Annotated in this window: 21 protein-coding genes; 10 read left to right on the plus strand and 11 right to left on the minus strand. The window is 69.6% G+C overall.

Annotated elements, in window-relative coordinates; translation table 11 throughout:
• Positions 1-4 precede the first annotated feature (4 nt).
• Together AAHM41_RS16015 and AAHM41_RS16020 are read right to left on the minus strand one after the other, a co-directional pair.
• Positions 5-925, minus strand: coding sequence for an ABC transporter permease subunit (locus AAHM41_RS16015; protein ID WP_342237559.1), 921 nt, complete (start codon positions 923-925; stop codon positions 5-7).
• A 189-nt stretch (positions 926-1114) separates the two neighbouring features.
• Positions 1115-1915 (minus strand): fructosamine kinase family protein, encoded by an 801-nt coding sequence (locus AAHM41_RS16020; protein ID WP_342237560.1) that lies wholly within the window; start codon positions 1913-1915, stop codon positions 1115-1117.
• 144 nt (positions 1916-2059) lie between these two features.
• Between AAHM41_RS16020 and AAHM41_RS16025 the strand changes: the two genes are divergently transcribed.
• Positions 2060-3379 carry a YcaO-like family protein gene (locus AAHM41_RS16025; RefSeq protein ID WP_342237561.1) on the plus strand — a complete coding sequence of 440 codons (1320 nt, stop codon included), beginning with the start codon at positions 2060-2062 and terminating at the stop codon, positions 3377-3379.
• A gap of 47 nt (positions 3380-3426) precedes the next feature.
• Positions 3427-5496: a BTAD domain-containing putative transcriptional regulator gene (locus AAHM41_RS16030; RefSeq protein ID WP_342237562.1), complete on the plus strand. Its 2070-nt coding sequence runs from the start codon at positions 3427-3429 to the stop codon at positions 5494-5496.
• Here AAHM41_RS16030 and AAHM41_RS16035 read toward each other — a convergent pair.
• The 3 genes from AAHM41_RS16035 to AAHM41_RS16045 form a co-directional block, all read right to left on the minus strand.
• Positions 5484-5903: a hypothetical protein gene (locus tag AAHM41_RS16035; protein WP_342237563.1), complete on the minus strand. Its 420-nt coding sequence runs from the start codon at positions 5901-5903 to the stop codon at positions 5484-5486. The two genes, AAHM41_RS16030 and AAHM41_RS16035, sit on opposite strands and share 13 nt — an antisense overlap.
• 139 nt (positions 5904-6042) lie before the next feature.
• A complete protein-coding gene (locus tag AAHM41_RS16040; protein WP_342237564.1) occupies positions 6043-7818 on the minus strand; it encodes a peroxidase family protein in 1776 nt (591 codons plus the stop codon).
• 122 nt (positions 7819-7940) lie between these two features.
• Positions 7941-8711, minus strand: a complete 771-nt coding sequence (locus AAHM41_RS16045) for a GntR family transcriptional regulator (RefSeq protein WP_342237565.1) — start codon at positions 8709-8711, stop codon at positions 7941-7943.
• A gap of 129 nt (positions 8712-8840) precedes the next feature.
• On the opposite strand from AAHM41_RS16045, the gene AAHM41_RS16050 reads away from it, so the two are divergent.
• The 5 genes from AAHM41_RS16050 to AAHM41_RS16070 all read left to right on the plus strand — a co-directional run bounded on the left by AAHM41_RS16050 (position 8841) and on the right by AAHM41_RS16070 (position 14359).
• Positions 8841-10226: a family 4 glycosyl hydrolase gene (locus AAHM41_RS16050; protein ID WP_342237566.1), complete on the plus strand. Its 1386-nt coding sequence runs from the start codon at positions 8841-8843 to the stop codon at positions 10224-10226.
• Positions 10223-11158 (plus strand): carbohydrate kinase family protein, encoded by a 936-nt coding sequence (locus AAHM41_RS16055; RefSeq protein WP_342237567.1) that lies wholly within the window; start codon positions 10223-10225, stop codon positions 11156-11158. The genes AAHM41_RS16050 and AAHM41_RS16055 overlap by 4 nt, the downstream gene beginning before the upstream one ends.
• 65 nt (positions 11159-11223) lie before the next feature.
• Positions 11224-12486, plus strand: a complete 1263-nt coding sequence (locus AAHM41_RS16060) for an ABC transporter substrate-binding protein (protein WP_342237568.1) — start codon at positions 11224-11226, stop codon at positions 12484-12486.
• Between the two features lie 104 nt (positions 12487-12590).
• On the plus strand, positions 12591-13481 hold the full coding sequence (locus AAHM41_RS16065) for a carbohydrate ABC transporter permease (protein ID WP_342237569.1): 891 nt from the start codon (positions 12591-12593) through the stop codon (positions 13479-13481).
• Positions 13478-14359 (plus strand): carbohydrate ABC transporter permease, encoded by an 882-nt coding sequence (locus AAHM41_RS16070; RefSeq protein WP_342237570.1) that lies wholly within the window; start codon positions 13478-13480, stop codon positions 14357-14359. Before AAHM41_RS16065 ends, AAHM41_RS16070 begins: the two co-directional genes overlap by 4 nt.
• Here AAHM41_RS16070 and AAHM41_RS16075 read toward each other — a convergent pair.
• The 3 genes from AAHM41_RS16075 to AAHM41_RS16085 form a co-directional block, all read right to left on the minus strand.
• Positions 14349-14975 (minus strand): mobile mystery protein B, encoded by a 627-nt coding sequence (locus AAHM41_RS16075; RefSeq protein WP_342237571.1) that lies wholly within the window; start codon positions 14973-14975, stop codon positions 14349-14351. The two genes, AAHM41_RS16070 and AAHM41_RS16075, sit on opposite strands and share 11 nt — an antisense overlap.
• The gene (locus AAHM41_RS16080; protein WP_342237572.1) at positions 14972-15442 is read right to left on the minus strand and encodes a mobile mystery protein A; all 471 of its coding nucleotides are present in this window, start codon (positions 15440-15442) and stop codon (positions 14972-14974) included. Before AAHM41_RS16080 ends, AAHM41_RS16075 begins: the two co-directional genes overlap by 4 nt.
• A 122-nt stretch (positions 15443-15564) precedes the next feature.
• Entirely contained in the window at positions 15565-16440 is an 876-nt protein-coding gene (locus AAHM41_RS16085) for a LysR family transcriptional regulator (protein WP_342237573.1), read from the minus strand.
• 181 nt (positions 16441-16621) lie between these two features.
• Between AAHM41_RS16085 and AAHM41_RS16090 the strand changes: the two genes are divergently transcribed.
• Positions 16622-18178 (plus strand): MFS transporter, encoded by a 1557-nt coding sequence (locus tag AAHM41_RS16090; RefSeq protein ID WP_342237574.1) that lies wholly within the window; start codon positions 16622-16624, stop codon positions 18176-18178.
• Here AAHM41_RS16090 and AAHM41_RS16095 read toward each other — a convergent pair.
• Positions 18175-18639 (minus strand): low molecular weight protein-tyrosine-phosphatase, encoded by a 465-nt coding sequence (locus tag AAHM41_RS16095; protein ID WP_342237575.1) that lies wholly within the window; start codon positions 18637-18639, stop codon positions 18175-18177. The two genes, AAHM41_RS16090 and AAHM41_RS16095, sit on opposite strands and share 4 nt — an antisense overlap.
• A gap of 193 nt (positions 18640-18832) precedes the next feature.
• On the minus strand, positions 18833-19822 hold the full coding sequence (locus tag AAHM41_RS16100; protein WP_342237576.1) for an aldo/keto reductase: 990 nt from the start codon (positions 19820-19822) through the stop codon (positions 18833-18835).
• A gap of 126 nt (positions 19823-19948) precedes the next feature.
• On the opposite strand from AAHM41_RS16100, the gene AAHM41_RS16105 reads away from it, so the two are divergent.
• Positions 19949-20860 carry a LysR family transcriptional regulator gene (locus AAHM41_RS16105; RefSeq protein WP_342237577.1) on the plus strand — a complete coding sequence of 304 codons (912 nt, stop codon included), beginning with the start codon at positions 19949-19951 and terminating at the stop codon, positions 20858-20860.
• 150 nt (positions 20861-21010) lie between these two features.
• Here AAHM41_RS16105 and AAHM41_RS16110 read toward each other — a convergent pair whose 3' ends face one another.
• A complete protein-coding gene (locus AAHM41_RS16110) occupies positions 21011-21898 on the minus strand; it encodes an EcsC family protein (protein WP_342237578.1) in 888 nt (295 codons plus the stop codon).
• 75 nt (positions 21899-21973) lie between these two features.
• Between AAHM41_RS16110 and AAHM41_RS16115 the strand changes: the two genes are divergently transcribed.
• Entirely contained in the window at positions 21974-22708 is a 735-nt protein-coding gene (locus AAHM41_RS16115; RefSeq protein WP_342237579.1) for an NAD-dependent deacylase, read from the plus strand.
• Positions 22709-22835: the final 127 nt, after the last annotated feature.

Here is a 22835-nt window from a genome sequence, read left to right on the forward strand (position 1 = left end):
GGCGTCAGACCTTCTCGATGTCGGGGCGGCCGAGCAGGCCGGACGGGCGGAAGATCAGCACCAGAACCAGGATGGTGAAGGCGGCGACATCCTTGTACTCCGACGAGAAGTAGCCGGACCAGAAAGCCTCGATCAGCCCGATCAGGATGCCGCCCAGCATCGCCCCGGGCAGCGAGCCGATGCCGCCCAGCACCGCCGCGGTGAAGGCTTTGATTCCCGCCAGGAAGCCGATGTAGAAGTCGATCACGCCGTAATAGAGGGTGACCATCACGCCGGCCACCGCGGCCAGCGCCGCGCCGATGACGAAGGTCATCGAGATGGTGCGGCCGACATCGACGCCGATCAGCGCCGCCATGGTCCGGTCCTGGGCGCAGGCGCGCTGCTGCCGGCCGAGCGAGGTGCGGTTGATCACCCAGGTCAGCCCGATCATCAGGCTGAGGGTGAGCAGCACGATCACGATCTGCAGATAGGACAGGCTGACGTCGAAGCCGCCGCCGGAGGTCAGTTGGAACCCGCCCGGGATCTGCGGCGGCACCGGCTTGCGCCGGGCGCCCTGCAGCAGCTGGATGTAGTTCTGCAGGAAGATCGACATGCCGATGGCGGAGATCAGCGGCGCCAGGCGGGTCGAGCCGCGCAGGGGCCGGTAGGCCAGCCGCTCGACCGTCCAGCCATAGGCGGCGGTCACCACGACGCTGACGATCAGCACGATCGCCAGGGCCAGGGCCACCGACACGCCGGGCACGCCGAAGGCGCCGAGCACGACGAAGCCGATCACCGCGATGAACGCGCCGATCATATAGATCTCGCCATGGGCGAAATTGATCATGCCGATGATGCCGTACACCATCGTATAGCCGATCGCGATCAGACCGTAGATCGCGCCCAGCGTCAGCCCATTGATGAGCTGCTGCAGGAAATATTCCATGCTCGCGCCGAATTGCCTCCACAGACCATCCGCGGATGGTCGACCTCATCTGTTCGCTCGCCGTTTAGACCGAGGGCGTTTCTCTGTTCAAGCTCCGCGTCAACGTCGGATTGGCGCGACTATGGCGAAGAAAATGGACCGTTACAATCTCAATGAATCATAAGACGTTTCGGGGGGTTAGGCCATGGATCAGAAGCCGTAGCGGTCGAGAATCCGGCGGATCGGCTCGGCATAGGCCGGGTCCCAGTACCGGACATGCACCAGCAGCGGATACAAGAGATAGATCGGCCGGCGGTCGTTCCAGAAGCCGGGATCGAGCGGCGCCAGCTCGGCATAGCGACGGAAAAAAATTTCGTCGAAGGTGCCGAACAGGGTCGGGTAGGTCAGCTCCATCTCCGGATGGCCGCAGGAAATGGCGGGGTCGATGACGGCAACGATTCGGCCGCCCCGATGCAGCAGGTTGCCGGTCCAGATGTCGCCATGCAGCAGCGCCGGATGGCGCGGCTCCGACAGCAGGTCCTCGAGCCGGCCGGCCAGCGCCTCCAGCCGGCGCAGCAGGTCGGCGTCGACCGTGCCCTCTTCATGGCCGGCGCGAGCCATGTGCAGCAGGCGGTGGTCGCGGAAGAACGGCACCCAGCGGTCGGCGGGCGGGTTCGGCTGCGGCAGCCTGCCGATGGTGGTGTCGCGGTCGTAGCCGAAGCGCGGCCAGGCCGGCCCGTGCAGCGCCGCCAGCAGTTCGGCGGCGTGCAGCTGTGCCGGCTCCGGCGGCGGGCCGGGCTCGTGCTCGACATGCTCCAGCAGCAGCAGGTCCTCGGCGGCATACAGCACGGCCGGCAGCGGCAGGGCGGAATGGCGGGCCAGCTCGCCCAGCATCCAGGCCTCGAGCAGCAGCGGCCCGGCCCCGGCCTTGGCCACCACCCGGCCGCCATCGGCGAGGTCGACGCGAAGCACGGCGACGGTCGAGCCGCCCGGCAGCGGCTCGGCCGCCACCGGCCGGACGCCGAGCGCGGCCGCGATCCAGTCGGCGAGGAGGGGATCGAGGGCGGTCAGGAGCGGCCTCCGGCAAAAAACACCACGCGTTTCGCGGCTCCCATGGTGAAATGGGCAGAGGCCCTGTCCGTCATCCGGAGCATCATGCTCGCTTCGCCCGCCGTCTACGACATCTGCGCCCGGCTGTTCGAGCAAGGCGCCGCCGACCTTGGCGCAGCCGGCCAGACGGTGGAAGAGGCCCGGCGGCTCCTGGCGGCCTTCGGGGTGGCGCCGGACGGCAGCGACGAGGATGGCCGGACCGCCCGGCTGTTCCGGCTGGCCACGACGCTCGAGGCCAGCTTCGCGGTGCCGGCGATGGATTATCCCGGCCTGGCCGTCCTCGGCGCCCGGCTGCGCCGGCCTGCCGGCGACGGCGGCGCGGCGATCGCCGTGGACGGCGTGATCGGATGCGACCCGAGCCCGTGGCGGGCCTTCCAGAAATGCATCGGCGAGGCCGCGGAGACCCTGGCCCTGGCCGCGCCCGAGATCGGCGACGCCGCCCCGGACGGTGCGGCCGGCACCATCGCCGCCCGCTTCGCCGGCCAGGTCGAGGCGCGGACCGGCCTGGCTTCGGAAGCCGCGCTCGCAGCGGCCCCGGCCGTCGCCGGCCTGGAGCTGGCGGCCGGCCGTCCCGTCCTGGTGCCACGGCCGCTGGTCTTCGGGCGGTCGGGCGGGAAGCGGGCCGCGGTCCCGGTCAGCGAAGGGTGCGCCGCCGGCCCGACATCCGACGCCGCCACCCGATCGGCCCTGTTCGAGCTGGTCGAGCGGCATGTCGTGGCGCATTGGTGGCATGGCGGCCGGCCCGCCCGCCGGTTGCCGCCGGCGCTGATGGCCGCCGCGATCGACCGGCTGCGCCCCGGGGCCGAGACGCCCTGGCCGCGCCAGGGATTCGCGCTGGAGCTCGACGCCGGCGGCCTGCCGCTCGCCGTCGTCGCCGCGGCTTCCGTCAGCCCGATCCACGGCCTGGTCGCCCTGGGCTTCGCCGCCCGTCCCGGCCGGGCCGCCGCGCTGGACGCGGCCGTCCTGGAGATGGTCCAGTCGGAGATCGCCAACGACCTGCTGTTCCTCCGGCTGCGCCGGGCCGGGGCGGCGCCGGACCCGGCGGACCAGGAGCGGCTAGCCGCGAAGCGTGCGCTGCGGCCCGAGGCGCTGCTGGCCACGACGGATGGCGAGACGACGGACAACGGTGCCGACGGAGAGGACTCCCTGCCCGGCCTCCTGGCCGCCGTGGCCCGGCAGGGCATCGCGATTTTCCAGGTCGATCTGACCGGGAGGGCTGGGATTCCCGTCGTGAAGCTGCTATCGCCGGAGCTACAGTCCTCCTCGTCCGCCGCGGTGACGGAAGGGCTGCGCCAGACGGCCTCACACTTCGGGCGTCCGCTGAATAGTTTGATCGAACGCCCGGCGATATTTAATAGTTTGTGAGCCCAGTCCGCTGCGGTTTCTATTGGTTGGGGGAAGGGAGACCGCGGATGGCGGTTCCGGCACTACGGAGCGTGAGGACTCCGGATCGGGAAGATGTACCCGCGCCGGAGAAAGCTGGTGTAGAGCGTCTGCGGCTGTCGCTGGGCAACGGTTTCGATCTTCGCCTCGGCAACGGGGATCGGATCGAGCTCGGCAGCCGCAAATCCCAGGCGATCTTCGCCTTCGTCGCGCTGAGCGGCACGGCGATCGAGAGCCGCGAGCGCGTCGCCGGGGTGTTCTGGAGCGAAAGCGACGGCGATCATGCCCGCGGTTCGCTGCGGCAATGCCTGAAGCAGCTGCGCGACAATCTCGATGCCGTCCGCCCCGGCATCGTCGAGATCGGGCGCCAGGACATCCGCATCCGGCGCGAATCCATCGAGATCGACCTCGAGCTGGTCGCCGCCGACCTGGGGAAGGGCGTCCTGTCGTCGATCCTGGCGCTCGGCCTGGCCAATCCGGACCGCATCCTGGCCGGGTTCGAGGATCTCGACCGGGAGTTCGCCTCCTGGCTCACCGTCTGCCGGCAGCAATGGCGCAAGACCTTCATCGGCGGGCTCGAGCGGATCCTGCGCGATCCGGCCTCGGGCGAGAAGATCGCCGCCGAAGCCGCCCATGCGCTGCTCGACATCGACCCGACGCATGAGGAGGCCTATCGCGTCCTGATCCTGCAGCAGGCGCTGCGCGGCAACATCGCGGCGGCGCTGAAGCTGTACAGCACGCTGTGGGATCTGCTGCAGAACGACTACGACATGGAGCCGTCGGACGAGACGCAGCGCCTGATCGTCGACATCAAGAAGGGCTCCTTCGACGTCACCGCCCCGCCGCCGTCGGCGCCGGCCGAGGAGCAGTCCCGGCTGCCGATCATCGAGGTCGACCGCCTGAACCCCGGCATCCCCGAGGGCATCGACGACTATGTCGTCCACGGCTTCCGCAGCGAGCTGATCGCCAATCTGGTGCGGTTCCGGGAGTGGATCGTGGTCGAGCCGCCGGAATCGGCCCCCGCGGCCGGCGCCCCGCAGCAGGCCGACTACCGCCTGTCCACCGATTTCCGGCACAAGGACGACGACCTGCTGATCGTCGTCTCGCTGACCGAGCTGACCCGCAAGCGGTCGCTGTGGTCGGAGACCTTCTCGCTGGCGATGCAGTCCTGGATGGACCAGCAGCGCCAGATCGCCCGCCGCGTGTCGGCGACGCTCGACATCCACATCTCGGCCAACGCCCTGTCGCGCCAGATCGGCGACCGCGATTTCGCGCATGGCCCCTACATCCGCTGGCTGCGCGGCCAGTATCTGCTGAACTTCTGGGAGCCGCAGGCGGAATTCGAGGCCGAGGCGCTGTTCAAGGACGTGATCCGGGACTGGCCCAGCTTCGCCCCGGCCTATAGCGGCCTCGCCAACATCTACAACTCCCGGCACATCATCCTGCCGGGGGTGCGCCGCGACCGGGCCGTGGCCGAAGAGGCGCTGACGATGGCGCGGCGGGCGGCGGAGCTGGACCCGCTGGACGCGCGTGGGCATCTGACCCTCGCCTGGTCCTACATGATGACGACCCGCTACCCGCAGGCGGACCTGCATCTGGAGCTGGCGCGCGACCTGAACCCCAGCAACCCGTCGGTGCTGATGTCGGCGGCGCAGGGCTTCGCCTTCGTCGACCGGACCGACGTCGCGCTCGACCTCGTGGCCAATGCCTTCGAGCTCAACCCGCTGATACCGCCGCATCACTGGGCCTATCTCGCCGGCATCCGCTTCCTGCACGGCGACATCGCCGGCTGCGTCGAGGCTGCCGACCGGGCCGGCCAGTCGATCTTCAACATCCCGGCCTGGAAGGCCGCCGCACTCAGCCATCTCGGGGACACCCGGCGGGCGCAGGAGGAGGCCCGCCTCTTCCTGCGCAACGCCCGCGATGCCTGGCACGCCAAGTTCGAATGCACCGATGCCGCCATCGTCGAGTGGTTCCTAAGCAGCTTCCCGATCCGCAACGTCGCCCGCTGGCGCGAGCTGCGGGAAGGCCTGATCCAGGCCGGCCTTCCCGCGAACGATGTCGGCGAGGAGCAGCTCTACTGGCCTCACCGGCACTGACCGAAGCTGTAGTCGCCGACGCGGAAGTAGAACATGTCGAGGGCGTCGAGCGCGTTCGGGTCGCGCCGCACCTGCAGGGCGTACTCGTCCGGCAGCGGATAGGGGCCGGGATACTTCGAGTATTCCTCGATCCGCTGCCGCATCAGGTCGGCGGGCGGCAGCACGACGTACAACGCTTCGTCGCGGCTGACGACCCGGATTTCCTTCCCGGATGCAGCGAAGTTCTCCAGCGTGATGCCGTGATCCTTCAGCAGCTGCAGCGCCTCCGCCGTCGTCGTCGGCTTCGGGATCTCGCCGATCGCCATGCCGACGATCAGCCGGCCCGCGGCCTCGCGGTCATACATGGTCATCTCGACCGGCGCGGGCGTCGGTGCCTGCTTCGGATCGTGCTTGTTGTGGTCCGTCACGGCTAGCTCCTCCTCGTTCACAGAGCGATGTTGCCCTTCCTGTGCGGCGATGGCCGACCGGCCGCCGCCTTCTTGCTCCGCATCCGCGCCGACAGGGCGGCGGATGCGGAGGATCCCCCACTGTACCGCGCCGGCGCCGTCAGACGCTGGCCTGTGTCATCGGCCGCGACGGCGCGGCCGGCGGCGGCGGCGATTCGACGAAGCCGATGATGTCGCGCATGCTGTCCGGCACGGCGCCGCCCTTGAACAGGACGCGGCTCCAGCGCCGGATCACGCCGGGCTCGACGGTCGTCGAGTCGACCAGCGATGCGGCCAGGATCACCTGGGCGACGATCGCCGATCCCAGCGGCCCGAGGCGCCGGCCCTGGTGGCGCACCTCCGCCTCGCGCAGGATGTAGTAGAACAGCGGCGTATCCTCGGCCAGGGCCTCGATCACCCCCTCCGGCGCGCCGGCCAGCGGGTTCGGCTGGGTGCGCGCATTCATGCCGGCGAGGCCGCCATGGCCGTCGCCCAGCAGCTCCTCCCGCGTCAGCTTCGGGATGCCCAGCCGGTCCGCGAGATGCTGGGCGTTCGGCAGGCTGGACAGATAGGCCCGCGCCAGGTCGCGGAATGGCAGGCCGCCATAGTTCTCATAGATCGGGTCGCTGCCGACCATGCGGCGCATGTCGTCATGCGCCATGGCCGACATCGTGTAGAACTGGGAGGTCACCCAGGGGCCGATCAGGTGCGACTGGTTCTCGTCGGCGCCTGTCTTCTCCGGGAAGAACAGGTCCCATTCCAGGATCCAGTCATTCGGGATCGGGCTGCCCGGGATGCCGCCGTCCCCGACCAGCATGCCGCGCCGGAAGGTCATCAGCCCCTTCAGGCTGGTCTCGGTCAGCGCCAGGGCCCGGTTCAGCGTGTAGGACGGCCGCACCATGGCATGGCCGAAGCGGAAGGCGGCCATGATGAACTCGGCCGGCAGCGGCGTGTCCGCATCGGCGGCCAGGCGCTGGCCGAAGCCGCCCAGTTCCTGCAGCTCCTCACGCGGCGCATAGTTGCGCCAGACCCCGGGGTCGAGCAGATGGCCGAGATAGTCGTTGCGCACCACCGACCGGTAGGTCGCGATGACCAGCGCGCGGGCAATCTCGAAGACCTCGTAGTCCGACGGGCGGTGCGGCGACGCCAGGATGGCGTCGACGATGCGGTTGTGGAAGCGATGGAACAGGACCGTGATCTGCGACAGGATCAGGTTGTTGTCATTGCGGATGTCGCCGATCAGCGGTTCGACCGGGCATTGCCGCGGCACGTCCGGCGCGGTCGGAGGCAGGGGGCGGAGATCGGTCGCGTTCGAGACCGCGTCGAGGCAGGCGATCATCGCCAGGTCGCAAGGCTGCGGCGCCTTGGCCGTCACCGGATCGCCGGGCACCTCCGGCGCCTCCTTGTCCCAGGTCCGGCCGCCGGTGTAGCCGACCCGCAGCTTCATCCGCAGCGCGTCGGGCCCGCCGGTGCGCTGCTGGTACAGCATCGGCGACCGGAACGGCCCGCCGCGATACAGGCAGTCGAGGTCGAGCGCCGGGCTGGCCCAGAGCGGCCCGGCCGTCGCCGTGCGCGACAGGGTGCCGAGATCGCTGAAGGTCAGGTCGTGCGCCACCAGCTGGCCGAGATAGGTGTAGCCGGCAGGGACGTCCGGATTGAACGTCTCGGGCCCGGCGACCAGCCCGTCCAGATACATCTTGCGGGCCAGGCGCTGCAGCACGTCCATGACCAGGGCCTGCGGATGCAGGCCCTGCCGCCCGGCCTCCTGCGCCAGGCGCCAGCCGAAGATGCCGTTGGGCGGCGGCGGGCTGCCCTCGAAATAGGTCTCGGGCTGCTCGAGCCCCTGCGTCAGCGCGGCGTTACGCTGGCCGGCCCCTGTGAACCCTGAGCCATGCACGGTCGTTCCTCCCCTGCTCGGTGCACCGCGATCCGTCTTTGTCGCCGCAGCATTTAGGAGGCGGATCGTGATCGGATCGTGATTCCCAATCTGGGCATTTCCGGGGCCGGCGGCCGCCCGGTTCAGCCCCTCTGGTCGAGGCTCAGCGGATAGCGCAGCGGGTGGTGGCTGGAGAAGGTCATGTTCACCGGCCGGCCCTGCGGGTCGTAGGCGATCTGCTCGATCGTCAGCACCGCGGCGGGCGGGGTCAGCTCCAGCAGATCCGCCTCCTCCGCATTGGCCAGCCGGGCGCTCATCGTGGTGCGGCCGCGGTCGGGGCGCAGCCGGTAGCGGTCGCGCACCTCGGCGTAGAGCGAGCGGTTGCCGGTCGACCAGTCGAGGTCGAGGATCCCCGGCACCAGCCGGGCGGCGAACCAGTCCTGGGTCAGCACCACCGGCTGGCCGTCCAGGCAGCGCAGCCGCTTCAGCATCACCACATCGGCGCCGGGCGGCAGGAACAGCGGCCGCGCCACCTCGGCCGGCGCGCGGCAGACATAGCCCTCGATCAGCCGGCTCCTCGGCGTCCGGCCATGCGCCTCGGCGATGGCAGTGAAGCTGCGCAGCAGGTGCAGCTCATAGGTCTCCTCGCGCCGCGCGACGAAAAAGCCGCGGCCGGGATGGCTGTGGAGCCAGCCCTCCTGCACCAGCTCGCGCACCGCCTGGCGCACGGTGATGCGGCTGACGCCGTACTGCTTCTCCAGCTCGCGCTCCGACGCCAGCTTGGCGTCGGTGCCGAGCTCGCCGCGCTCGATCTGCTCGCGCAGCCGCTGCTTGATCTGCCGGTAGAGCGGCTGCGGATCGTCGCGCCGCAGCCCGGCGCCGGCGGGTCCGTCGCTGAGGGGGCCGTCGGTCATGGTAGGCGGAAGGGCCTCTCGGGCAGGGCGGAGATCACCCAAGCTGCATACACGCAAAACGGGGCTCCGGCCACAATTGACATGACTGGTTATAACCAGTCATAACTTCATCGGTTCGCGGGAGGCATCATGAAACTGACCCTGGTCGGCGGCGGCGGCGTCCGCGCCCCCCTGTTCATCGAATCGGCGCTGCGCCGGGCGGAATGGAGCAACCTGACCGAGCTGTGCCTGCTCGACATCGACGGGCCGCGGCTGGAGCTGTTCGGCGGGCTGGGGGCCGAGATCGCCCGGCGCGAGAAGTCCCCGGTCAAGATCACCACCAGCCTGGATCCGGAGCGCGCGCTGGACGGCGCCGCCTATGTCGTGACCACGGTCCGGCCGGGGCTGGAGGAAGGCCGGATCAAGGATGAGCGGATCGCCCTGGCCCATGGCGTGCTGGGCCAGGAGACGACCGGGCCGGGCGGCTTCGCCATGGCGCTGCGCAGCATCCCGACGATCCTGGGCTATGCCGACCTGCTGCAGCGGGTCAGCCCCGACGCCTGGCTGTTCAACTTCACCAACCCGGCCGGCCTGGTCACCCAGGCGCTGCGCGACGCCGGTCACGACCGGACCATCGGCATCTGCGACGGCGCCAACGCCGCCCAGTCGGCCGTGGCGCGCTGGTTCGACGTGCCGGAGAAGGCGGTCCGCACCGAGGTGTTCGGCCTGAACCACCTGTCCTTCACCTGCCGCGCCGAGATCGGCGGCGAGGACGTGCTGCCGCGCCTCTTGGCCGACGACGCCTTCCTGGCGGCCTCGGCCCAGAAGGTGTTCAGCCCGCGCGTGGTCCGGCGCCACGGGATGTGGATCAACGAATATCTCTACTACTTCTACTATGCCGAGAAGGCGGTGGAGGCGATCCGGTCGGACGTCCGCACGCGGGGCGAAGAGGTGCGCGACCTGAATCACGGGCTGATCGAGCAGCTGACGGCGCTGGACTGGCGCCGCAATCCGGACAAGGCGCTGGAGGCCTATTACGCCTACGCCCACCGGCGCAACGCCACCTACATGCACTACGCCCAGGAAGGCGCGCCGAGCATGGAGGAGGCCGACCGCGCCCTGGCCGCCGGCGCCCATGCGCCGCTGGGCGACGAGGGCGAGGGCTATGCCGGCGTCGCCCTGGACCTAGTGGACGCGCTGGAGACCGGCAAGCCGCTCTACAGCGGGCTGAACGTGCCGAACCAGGGCGCCATCGACGGGCTGCGCGACGACGACGTGGTCGAGGTCAGCTGCGTCGTCGACCGCAACGGGGTGCGGCCGCTGCCGATCGGGCCGATGCCGGAGGCGCAGGCCCAGCTGGTGCACGACATCAAACGCTATGAGCGACTGGCGGTGCAGGCGATCCGCGAGCGCGACCGCGACCTCGCGGTCGAGGCGCTGGTGGCGCATCCGCTGGTGCTGTCCTATTCCCGGGCCGAGGCGCTGGTCGACGAATATCTCGCCGCCCACGCCCCCTATGTCGGCAACTGGCCATGACCGTCGCGGCCGAGGCGCCGGGCTGCGACGTCGTCGTGGTCGGCGAATACTACTGGGACCTGATCTTCACCGGCCTGCCGGAGGTGCCGCGGCTGGGCGCCGACCTGTTCGCCCGCGACTTCGCCACCCTGCCCGGCGCCAGCTTCACCACCGCCACGGCGCTGCACCGGCTGGGGCTGCGCACCGCCTGGGCGGCCGATTTCGGCACCGACCTGTTCAGCCAGCTGGCGCTGGACGCGGCGCGGAAGGAGGGGCTGGACGACCGGCTGTTCCGCCGGCTGGACCACCCGCTGGAGCGGATCAGCGCCGCCTTCTCCTTCGCCCATGACCGCGGCTTCGTCAGCTACGCCGTGCGCGACGACCTGCCGCCGACGCCCGAGGCGCTGGTCGAGGCCGCGCCCAAGGCGCTGCTGCTGCAGAGCTTCCGGCTGCAGCCGGAGCTGCTGGCCCTGGCCCGGGCGGCGAAGCGGCAGGGCGTCCTGGTCTATCTCGACTGCCAGCACGTGCCGCACAGGATCGACTCGCCCGGCGTGGCCGAGCTGTTCCGCGAGATCGACGTCTTCGCCCCGAACGAGTCCGAGGCCCTGGCCTTCACCGGCGCGCCGGATGTGAGCGCCGCCCTGGAGCGGCTGGCCGCGATGGTGCCGACCGTGCTGGTCAAGCGCGGGGCCGCGGGCGCCATCGGCGTCAGCCGCGGCGAGCGCTGCGCCGTGCCGGCCCCGGCGGTGACGGTGGTCGACACCACCGGCGCCGGCGACAGCTTCAACGCCGGCTTCCTCTATGGCTGGCTGCGCGGCTTCGACTTCCGCGACAGCCTGGCCCTGGCCGCGTGCTGCGGCGCCCTCGCCACCACCGATTACGGCGGGCGGGCGCTGCCGCGCGAGGCCGAGCTGCTGGCGCTGATCCGGCACGAGGCTCCGGCCTCCATCTGAGTGGCGGGACCAACCCGCCCGGCAACGACAACATTTCTCAAACAGGGGCTTGAACGGAGGGACCCGTGAAGATTGCCACCCTATCCCTGACCGCCGCGCTGGCCGTTTTCGCCGCCGGCGGGGCCGAGGCCGCGACGGTGAAGCTGTTCTGCGGCGCCACCGACTACGACCTGTGCAGCAGCGCCGCCGAGGCCTGGGCCAAGCAGAGCGGCAACAGCGTCACCATCAACAAGATGCCGGCCGTCTGGGACGACGCCGTGCCGCTGTACCAGCAGATGCTGGCGGCGAAGTCGACCGATGTCGACGTGCTGGTGATCGACGTGATCTGGATGGGCATGCTGAAGAACCATCTGCTCGACCTCGGCACCATGGTGCCGAAGGAGGAGGTGGCGGCGCATTTCCCGACCACGATCGACGCCGCGACCATCGACGGCCAGCTGCTGGCCCTGCCCTGGTACATGGACACCGGCCTGATCTTCTACCGCAAGGACCTGCTGGAGAAGTACGGCAAGCCGGTGCCGAAGACCTGGGCCGAGCTGACCGACACCGCCAAGGCGGTGCAGGATGGCGAGCGCAAGGCCGGCGACGCCGACATGTGGGGCTTCGTCTGGCAGGGCAAGTCCTATGAGGGGCTGACCTGCGACGCCATCGAATGGGTCGCCAGCACCGGCGGCGGCACCATCATCGACGGCAAGGGCGACATCACCATCGACAACCCGAAGGCGGCCCAGGCGCTGGCCCTGGCGCACAGCTGGATCGACACGATCAGCCCGCAGGGCGTGCTGGGCTACGACGAGGAGAGCTCCCGCGCCGTGTTCGAGAGCGGCAAGGCCGTCTTCCTGCGCAACTGGCCTTATGTCTGGGGCACCTCGCAGGCGGCGGGCGGTGCGCTGGTCGGCAAGGTCGGGGTGGCGGCTCTGCCGGTCGGCGCCGCGGGCGAGAAGTCGAGCGGCTGCCTGGGGCCGGCCTATCTCGGCGTGTCGAAATACTCCGAGAACAAGGAGGCTGCGGTCAGCCTGATCCGCTACATGACCGGCGCCGCCGACCAGAAGCGCCGGGCGATCCAGGGCGCCTACAATCCGACCGTCACCGCGCTGTACGAGGACCCGGAGGTGCTGGCCAAGCTGCCCTTCCTGAAGGACGCCCAGGCCGCCTTCGCCGACAGCATCGCCCGCCCCTCGGCCGCCACCGGCGCCAGCTACAACCGGGTGTCGCAGGCCTTCTCGAAGTCGGTGCACGCGGTGCTGACCGGCGACGAGCAGCCCGACGCCGCCGTGGCCGCCCTGGCCAAGGAGCTGGAGCGCCTGCGCCAGCGGGCGAAGTGGTGATCGGGCGCCGGGGATAGGCCTGTGCTCTGCGCCTCGCCCGGCCAGCCCCTCCCCCTGCCCCCCTCCCGCAAGGGGAGGGGGGACTCGATTTGGGGATGCCGTCGATGACCGGCCGCGTCGCCCGATCGCATCGGCGGGCGGGGTGGCTGTTCCTGGCGCCGACGCTGGCGGCGCTGGTGCTGGTGGCGCTGTGGCCGCTGCTGCGCACGCTGTTCTTCTCGACCACCGACGCCTTCCTCGACGATCCGACCAATTACGGCTTCGTCTGGCTCGACAACTTCGTCGAGGTCGCCCAGGACCCGCAATGGTGGCGGGCGGTCGAGAACACCCTTGTCTTCACCACCGTCTCGGTGGCGCTGGAGACGCTGCTCGGCCTCGCCATCGCGCTCTTGCTGAACGAGGCGATCCCCGGCCGCGGCGTGCTGCGCGCCGCCATCCTGGTGCCCTGGTCGATCCCGGTCGTGGTCTCGGCCAAGATCTGGGAATGGCTGCTGCACGACCAGTTCGGCATCATCAACCGCCTGCTGATCGACCTGCACCTGATCGACAAGGGCGTGGCCTGGACCGCCGATCCGTCGCTGGCGCTGGGCGTCGTCATCTTCGTCGACGTCTGGATCACCACGCCCTTCATGGTGCTGCTGATCCTGGCCGGGCTGCAGCTGATCCCGGGCGAGATCCATGAGGCGGCGCGGGTCGACGGCGTGTCCTGGTGGAGGCGGCTGACCTCGATCACCCTGCCGATGCTGCGGGTGCCGATCGGCGTCGCCGTGCTGTTCCGCGCCCTCGACGCGCTGCGCATGTTCGACCTCAGCTATGTCCTCGGCGGCAACGGCGACCCGACCATGACCATCTCGATCTATGCCCGCAACCATCTGGTCAGCTTTCAGGAGCTCGGCTACGGCTCCGCCGCCTCGACCTGGGTGTTCCTGCTGATCGCCCTGATCGCCATCGTCATCATCGGTGCCATCCGGCTGGACCGGACGACCGTGCGATGAGCGTCCTGGCTGCCCCAGACACCGCCCTGGCCCGCGCCGCCGCCCGCTACCGCCGGCGCCGGGTGCTGAAGACCATCGGGCTGGGCTTCGCCGTCATCCTGGTGCTGGTCTACACCCTGTTCCCCTATTACTGGGCGATCGTGTCCTCGCTGAAGACCGGGGCGTCGCTGTTCGAGGCGACGCTGCTGCCGGCCTTCGACCTGATCTACTACAAGGCACTGCTGCAGGACCCGGTGTTCCTGGGCTCGATCGTCAACTCGCTGATCGTCGCCGGCTCGGCCACCGGGATCTCGCTGCTGCTGGCCATCGGTGCCGCCTACGCGCTTGGGCGGCTGGACTTCCCGCTGCGACGCACCGTTCTGCTGGTGATCCTGATGATCTCGATCTTCCCGCAGATCGTGGTGCTGTCCGGCATGTTCGAGCTGGTGCGCTGGTTCGGCCTGTACAACCGGCTGGGGTCGCTGACCTTCGCCTATCTGATCTTCACCCTGCCCTTCACCGTCTGGGTGCTGACCGGCTTCATCCAGGACATCCCGCGCGAGCTGGAGGAGGCGGCGCTGATGGACGGCGCCAGCCGCGGCCGGGTGCTGGTCAGCGTGCTGCTGCCGCTGATGGGCCCGGCCCTGGCTTCGACCGGCCTGCTCGCCTTCATCCAGGCCTGGAACGAGTTCCTGTTCGCCCTGACCTTCATCCTCTCGGACGAGAACCGCACGGTGCCGGTGGCGATCGCCACCATCTCCGGCGGCAGCCGCTACGAATACCCGTTCGGCCCGATCATGGCGGCCTCGGTGGTGGTGACCCTGCCCCTGATCGCCCTGGTGCTGGTGTTCCAGCGCAAGATCGTCGCCGGCCTGACGGCGGGGGCGATCAAGGGATAGGGTGAGAGGAAGCCGCCGGGTGCCGTGCATTTACGAAAGCGAGCAATTGTTCGTAGCTTCCCGCATCTGCCGCCCTAAGAGCCGCAATGTAGGTGTTCCGGCGTTCATTGCTGCGTTGAAGATCATGACCGGCCGCCCAGTCGATCGGCTCATGATTGAAACGGTCCATGATGTAGGTATCAGCGGCAATGCGGGCGTGCCGCCCGTTCCCGTTTGGGAAGGGGTGAATCTGGACCAGTCGATGATGGAAGCGCGCGCCGGCCTCCAACGGCGAGAATGTGCCGTTCTCGACCCAGTAGCGAGCGTCGTCGAGGAGCATCTTGAGCTGGCCCCCGATCTGGAGTGGATCGATCCCGATATTCTTTTCGGTCCGACGAAATTCTCCGGCCCATTTCCACACCTCGCCAAACAGGCGGCGATGGAGAGTCCGGATAAATTGCTCTGTTAGAATATCTGTTTTGCGGCGCCGACCAAGCCAGATGAGACCACTTTCGATATTCACCTGCTCCAGTTGGTCGAGCTCTCCCCGCGTCGTGACGTGCCTAAATTTCAGTCCTTCTATTTCATCAGATTCGAGCGGCGTCGAACCATCCGGTTCGTTCGCTATTGCCGTCATTTGTCAGCCCAGAAATCGGCAGGCATAGTGCGGATAAGCTCGCCGGCTATTCTCTCCACTTCTCCCTTATTCTTCCTATCCGGCAATGATTGTCGCTCCAGCGCCATATGGACGGCAGCCCGCCCAACCAGCGCTTGAGCCCTCCTGCGGGCCTGTGCAGCGACGATGTCTTCGACTTGTCCCTCGATCGGCACAATCGCGTAGACAAAGCGACACCCCATCGCTTCGGCCGTAGCCTGCATGGTCTTCAGGGTTACGCCCCCAGAAAGCTCTGCCCGTTCGGCTTGTGAGACGCGCGCACGCGTAACGCCGAGCCGGCGTGCGAGTTGAGCTGCCGACATGCCAAGGGCCTTGCGAGCGGTTGCCATCCAGCCCTCGTTGGGCAGGTTTGGCTGCTGACCGATCAACGCGGCAGCGCGATTGACAATTGCCTGATACTGCTTTGTCGCAGCTTCGCTCACGCTCATAACGTAAACCTTTTTATCGACGCCAAGTCGTATATCGTCAATATATTTATAGACATCCGACTCTTCGTCGTCAATTTATATGTTTACATACTCTAAGATAATGTCAATATATATGTTGACGATCAGACCGCCCGGGCGAGGAGCGCCGGCGCGGCCTGCGCCGATTCCACGATCAGCCGGCCGAGTTCGCGGGCGCAGGGCAGCGTGGTGCCGGGTCGCCAGATCAGGGCGAACTCCACCTCCGGCAGGGGCGGCAGGCCGTGGCGGCCGTCGAGGATCTTCATCCCCGGTTCGATCTCGTCCCGGGCGACCATCGAGGCGGCCAGCCCCGCCAGCACCGCCGCCCGCAGCCCGTGCTGGTTGGCTGAGGTGAAGCCGGTGTGCCATTCGACGCCCGAAGCGGTGATGGCGTCGACGGCGATGGCGCGACATGGGCAGGGCGGTGGGGCGAGGGCCAGCGGCAGCGACGTCCCCGGCGCCCAGTCGAAGGTCTCGGCCGCGGCCCAGACGAACCGCGTCCGCCGCAGCACCGTGCCGCCGGTCTCGCCCGGCCGCGACATCACCACGGCGAGGTCGAGCTCACCGGCCTCGACCTTGGCGCGCAGGTCGAGGCAGACACTGACCGACGCCTCCAGCCGCACCTGGGGGAAGCCGCGGGCGAAGCGGCGCAGCAGCAGCGGCAGCCGGTCGCCCATGAAGTTCTCCGGCACGCCGAAGCGGACGACGCCGGAGACCGCGGAGGGCAGGAAGCGCCGGGTCAGCATGTCCTGCGCCTGCAGGATCTGCTCGGCATGGCGCAGGAACTCCTGGCCGTCCTCGGTCAGCAGCAGCTTGCGCGTGGTCCGGTGCAGCAGCGGCCGCCCGATCTGCTCCTCCAGCCGCCGGATCTGGTGGCTGACCGCCGACTGGGTCAGGTGCAGCCGCTCGGCCGCGCGGGTGAACCCGCCGGCATCGTGGACGGCAACGAAGGCGCGCAGCAGGGCGGGGTCGAAATCCATGGCCTAAATATATGATGGCGGAAAATGGACGCCACAAAATTAATTCATTTCCATCATGAAAGCGGATTGGCCAGAGTCAGCGCAGGCCCGATCGAGCACCCCACCGACACACCCCGCGCCGGAACCGGTCCACGCAAAGTCTTTGCGCGGCGGCGCGGCCTGTCGCTTCGAGAGAAGGATCATGGCTCTTTCACCCTCTGCCCGGAACATGGCCGCCCTGGTCGGCGTCTGCCTGGCTGCGCTGATGTTCGGCCTCGAGATCTCCAGCGTGCCGGTGATCCTGCCGACGCTGGAGACGGCGCTGCCCGCCGATTTCCACGGGCTGCAATGGATCATGAACGCCTACACCATCGCCTGCACCACGGTGCTGATGGCGACCGGTACCCTGGCCGACCGCTATGGCCGCAAGCGCGTCTTCACCGTCACCACCGTCGCCTTCGGCGCCACCTCGCTGATGTGCGGCCTGGCCGACAACGTGTCGCTGCTGATCGCCGCCCGCTTCCTGCAGGGTCTGGCCGGCGGCGCCATGCTCACCTGCGTGATCGCGATCATCTCGCACCAGTTCCAGGACGAGCGCGAGCGCGGCCGCGCCTTCACCGCCTGGGGCGTGATCAGCGGCGTCGGCCTCGGCTTCGGCCCGATCATCGGCGGGCTGATCGCCAGCTGGTCGAGCTGGCACTGGGTGTTCCTGATCCATGTGCCGCTGACCATCCTGGCCCTGATCCCGGCCCTGATCGGCATCCACGAATCGCGCGACCCGCACGCGCAAAAGCTGGACGTCGCCGGCATCGTCACCCTGACGCTGGCGGTGTTCGGCCTGGCCTTCCTGATCACCCAGGCGGCGGAGCTGGACCGCGCCACCGCGATCGGCCTCGCCGTCCTGACCGTCGCCGCCTTCACCGGCTTCGTGGTGGCGGAGCGGATCAGCCCGCATCCGATGTTCGATTTCTCGGTGTTCCGCATCCGCCGCTTCAGCGGCGCGATCATCGGCTGCATCGGCATGAACTGGTGCTACTGGCCGTTCATGATCTACCTGCCGATCTACTTCCAGGGCGGGCTCGGCCTCGACAGCCAGAGGGTCGGGTTCCTGCTGCTGGCCTACACCATCCCGTTCCTGGTGATGCCGCCGCTGGCCGACCGCCTGATGCAGCATGGCGGCCCGCGCCTGGTGATCCCGCTCGGCATGGCGGTGATGGGGACAGGCTTCCTGCTGATGCAGCTGGGCGCCGGGGTCGAGCAGGCCGGCTGGCTGACCGTGCTGCCCGGCGCGCTGCTGGCCGGGATCGGGCTCGGCCTGACCAACACGTCGGTGACCAACACCACCACCGGCTCGGTCCCCGCCAATCGGGCCGGCATGGCGTCGGGCATCGACATCAGCGCCCGGCTGATCACCCTGGCCATCAACATCGCGGTGATGGGGCTGATCCTGGTGGAAGGGATCCGCTGGTCCCTGCCTGCCGCCCTGTCCGGCGTTCTCGACGCCGCGCAGATGCAGGCGCTGGCCGCGTCCGTCGCCGCCGGCAACCTCGCCGCGCTGTCCCAGGCTTATCCGGCGCTGGCGACGCTGGACCCGTCGGGGACCGCGGTGCACGCGGCGCTGGTCGAGGGCTTCGGCTGGGTGATGCTGTATGGCGGCATCGGCGCCTGGATCCTGGCCGCGGTCAGCTTCGCGATCTTCGGCCCGGGACGGACCGCGGCAGAAGCCGGCCGGGCGGCGGCCTGCGTCGCGATGGACTAACCCAGCCTTCCATCACGCAGCGCCGCGACCAGCCCGTCGCAGCCGGCCTCGACCAGGTCCAGCACATGTTCGAAATCGGCGCTGCCACCGTAATAGGGGTCGGGCACGTCCCGCCCCTCCAGCCCCGGTGCATGGTCGAGGAACAGGCCGATCCGGCCCGGGCCGGCGATGGCCAGGCGGCGCATGCGGTCGAGATGGCCGCGGTCCATCGCCAGCAGCAGGTCGAAGCGGCGGAAATCCGCCCGCTCCAGCTTGCGGGCGCGCAGCGGCAGCAGGTCGTAGCCGCGGGCCGCCGCCGCCCGGATCGCCGGCGGGTGCGGCGGCTCGCCGGCATGGAAGCCCTGGATGCCGGCGCTGTCGACCGCGTGGTCCAGGCCGGCGGCGGCGAGCCTGGCCCGCATCACCGCCTCGGCGGTCGGCGAGCGGCAGATGTTGCCGGTGCAGACGAACAGGATGCGCATGCCGCCTGGATAGTCGGGACGAACCCAGGCGGCAAGGCGACCAATGGTCCGGGACCGTTTGCCAATGCTACTGGCGCGGCCATCTGATGGCGGTTTCTGCGCTTCCGGTGCTCACGGACCCAAACATCCTCTGCGCGCCGGTTCTCGAAACCATCACCAGCCGACTCACGCCAGCGCATTCTCAAGCGGTCTCTTACAGCCCCACGCCCTTCATCCCCTCTTCGCTGTAGCGCTCGCCGGCGATCGCATCTGGCGCGAACAGGGCGTCCAGCGCCGCCACCTGTTCCGCCGTCAGCCGGATCGCGGCGGCCGCGGCGTTCTCCGCCAGATAGGCACGGCGCTTGGTGCCGGGGATCGGCACGACATGGTCGTGCCGGGCCAGCAGCCAGGCCAGCGCCACCTGGCCCGGCTTGGCGCCCAGATCGAAGGCGAAGTCGCCCAGCGCCTCGGCCAGGCGCCGGTTCTGCGCCAGCGCGTCTTCGGCGAAGCGCGGATTGACGCGGCGGAAGTCATCCGCGGCCAGGGATGAGGTGTCGGTCACCGCGCCGGCCAGGAAGGCGCGGCCGAGCGGCGAATAGGCGACGAAGGTGGTGCCCAGCGCGCGGCAGGCCTCGAGCATCCCGTTCCGCTCCGGATCGCGGGTCCACAGCGAGTACTCGCTCTGCACCGCCGCGATCGGATGCACCGCATGGGCACGGCGCAACGTCTCGACCGACACTTCGGAGAGGCCGATCTGCCGCACCTTGCCGGCCCGCACCAGCTCGGCCATGGCGCCGACCGCATCCTCGACCGGCACGTCGGTGTTGCGGCGGTGCATGTAGTAGAGGTCGATGACATCGGTGCCGAGGCGCTTGAGCGAGGCCTCGGCCGCGGCCCGGATATAGGCCGGCGAGTTGTCGACCCGCCGCTCGTACCGGCCAGGCTCGCGCACGATGCCGAACTTGGTGGCCAGCACCACCTGGTCGCGCCGGCCCTTGAGGAAGCGGCCGATCAGCTCCTCATTGTGCCCCGACCCGTACATGTCGGCGGTGTCGAGGAAATCGATGCCGTGCTCCAGCGCCGCGGCGAGGGTGTCGAGCGACTGCGCGTCGTCGCGCGGGCCGTAAAATTCGGACATGCCCATGCAGCCGAGGCCGATGGCGGAGATGGTGGTGCCGTCCTGGCCGAGAGCGCGTCTGTCCATGGTCTTCTCCTTGGCTTTCGAGGCCGCCGGTCGCGCGGACCGCCGCGGCACGCCAGGAGAATGGCGATTGGACGATCATGCGATAACCCGTAGATATGCGTACGAGCTGATGAATGGGATTCAGCAATGCTTCGCGCCGACCTGCCCGACCTGGCCGCCTTCGCCGCCGTGGCGCGGCACCGCAGCTTCCGCCGCGCGGCGATCGAGCTGGCCCTGTCCGCCTCCGCCCTCAGCCATGCGATCCGCGGGCTGGAGGAGCGGCTGGGCGTGCGGCTCCTGAACCGCACCACCCGCAGCGTCACGCCGACCGAGGCGGGCGAGCGGCTGCTGGCCCGGCTGGAGCCCGCCTTCCGCGACATCGAAGGCGCCGTCGGGGAGATCGACCAGTTCCGCGGCCAGCCGGCCGGGTCGCTGCGGATCACCGCCTCGATTCCGGCGGCGGAGCTGATCCTGGCGCCGATGGTGGCGCGATTCCTGGAGGCCTATCCCGAGATCCGGCTGGAAATTGCGGTCACCAGCGCCCTGATCGACATCGTCGCCGGTGGCTTCGACGCCGGAATCCGCCTGGGCGAGCAGCTGGAGCGCGACATGGTCGCGGTGCGCTTCGGCGGCGAGCAGCGGATGATCGTGATCGCTGCTCCCTCCTATCTCGCGCGGCGGCCGCCGCCGCAGACGCCGCGCGACCTGACCGAGCATGCCTGCCTCGGCTACCGCTTCCCGAGCGGCGTGATCTATGCCTGGGAGTTCGAGAAGGATGGCCGGGAGCTGACGGTCAGCCCGAACGGGCCGCTGATCGTCAACAACGACCAGCGGCTGCTGATCCGCTCGGCGCTGGATGGCGCCGGCCTGGCCTGCGTGTTCGAAGGCATGGTCACGGCGGAGCTGGCGGAAGGCCGGCTGGTGCCGCTGCTGCTGGACTGGACGCCGCCCATTCCGGGCTTCTTCCTGTATTATCCGCGCCAGCGCCAGATGCCGGCGGCGCTGCGCGCCTTCATCGACTTCATCCGCGGCGACAACCTCGCCGTCAGCCGCGGCTGATGTCCGAGACGTCGCGGTTCGGTGTGTTCAGGCGGTGGCGGCTTGGGCCGCCAGGGCCGGCGGCAGGTCGAGCAATGGCAAAGCGAGGGTGGCGGTGGTCATGGCTTCCTCGGGCGGAAAGAACGGCACGCGATTGCGCGATCCGTTAATTTACATATCCGTCTGCCGTCTCGACTTATATAACAATTTTTCAATGCCATGCCCTGCTCGCCGGATCAGGCGCAGCGCGCGCCTCTGCCGCAGGCCGGAGGGCGGTGCCGGCCGCAGGCTCTCATAGGCCAGCCGCACGGCGGCGGCACCATGGGTTCGTTCCAGCCGCCGGACGGCGAAATGGGCCCGCGCCAAACGTCGGAAATGCTCCAGGAAGGTCAGGTTGACCGCGGCCCCGGCGGCCGCGCCCAGCACCGGGGCGGCCTGGGCCGCCAGCTTCAGCAGCACCGTCCCGCTGAACCGGGCGGCGACCGCCGCGACCAGCCGCGGCACCACCTTGGCGGTCGCGTCCGGCACCACCCGGGCCAGCGCGATCCGGGTGGCGAGATAGCCGGTCTCGACCGCATCATCAGCCGGGTCGGGCCGGCCCATGGCGAAGACCTTCAGGCATTCGATCGCGGTCTCCGGTGCCGTCGGGTCCTCCCCTGCCGCCTTCGCCTCGGCCGCGATCTGGCGCAGCAGCAGGGCCGTGGAGACCGGCAGCTCCGCCAGCGTGCTCGGCAGGCCGAAGCTGCCGCCGGCGGCGCCGCTGGCCGCGGCCAGGCCGCGATGCAGCCACGTCTCCCGCCTGCGCCTCACCCGGCGGCCGGAGCCGCTGCGCAGCGCCGCCCTCAGAGCGACGGCGAGGGCGCGGCGGATGGCGCCGTCCAGCACGGACTGGACCTCGACGGGCAGGTTGCGCTTCAGCGCTTCGACCGGCGTCCCGGCCAGGGCCGACAGGCGCGCCACCAGCGACTCATGGTCGAGCACCGCCTTCGCCTCGGCCAGCGCCGCCAGGGCCTCGGGCGGCAGGAACAAGGGGGCGGGCAGCGCTACGGCGGCGGTCATATGCAACAGATTGGGGGCCGGAGCGCGTCGACAAGGGCCGTTGAGCCCCGGCCCCGCCGCCATCATCATCGACGGATGAGACGAATCGAGCCCGGCGATCCGATCGTGATCCTGACCGGGGCCGGCATCTCGAAGGAGAGTGGCCTCGACACCTTCCGCGACGCCGGCGGGGTGTGGACGCGGGTACGGCTGGAGGATGTGGCCACGCCCGAGGCCTTCGAGCGCGATCCGGACCGGGTGCACCGCTTCTACAACGCCCGCCGCCGCACCCTGGCCGACCCGGCGGTGCAGCCCAACCCGGCGCATGCGGCGCTGGCGCGGCTGGAGCGCGACTGGCCGGGCCCGGTGCTGCTGGTCACCCAGAATGTCGACGACCTGCACGAGCGTGGCGGCAGCCGCCGGCTGATCCACATGCATGGGCAGCTGAACCGTGCCCGCTGCCTGTCCTGCGGCGCCGGCCGCGCCTGGCCCGGCGACCTGGCGGTCGACACCCCCTGCCCCGGCTGCGGCGCGGCCGGCGGCATGCGGCCCGACGTGGTCTGGTTCGGCGAGATGCCGCTGGCGATGGCCGAGATCGAGACGGCGCTGGCCGGCTGCAGCCTGTTCGTGTCGATCGGCACCTCCGGCACCGTCTATCCGGCGGCCGCCTTCGTCCACCAGGCGCTGGACGCCCGGGCCCTGACGGTGGAGCTGAACCTGGAGCCGGGCCAGGTCTCCGACCTGTTCCACATCCGCCGCCAGGGCCCGGCGACACGGCTGGTGCCGGAGCTGGTCGAGGCGCTGCTGGCGGGCGGATTCCCGGCGCGCTGACGGACGCCGCGCCGTCACCCGGCCATCCCCCAGACGGAGCATCCCACGTCATCCGGCCAGGATCCCGCCCCGCGATCCACGCATCCGTGACCGGACATCGCCGGCGCTTGGCCGCGGCCCGCGACTG

The organism is Inquilinus sp. OTU3971 (assembly GCF_038440215.1).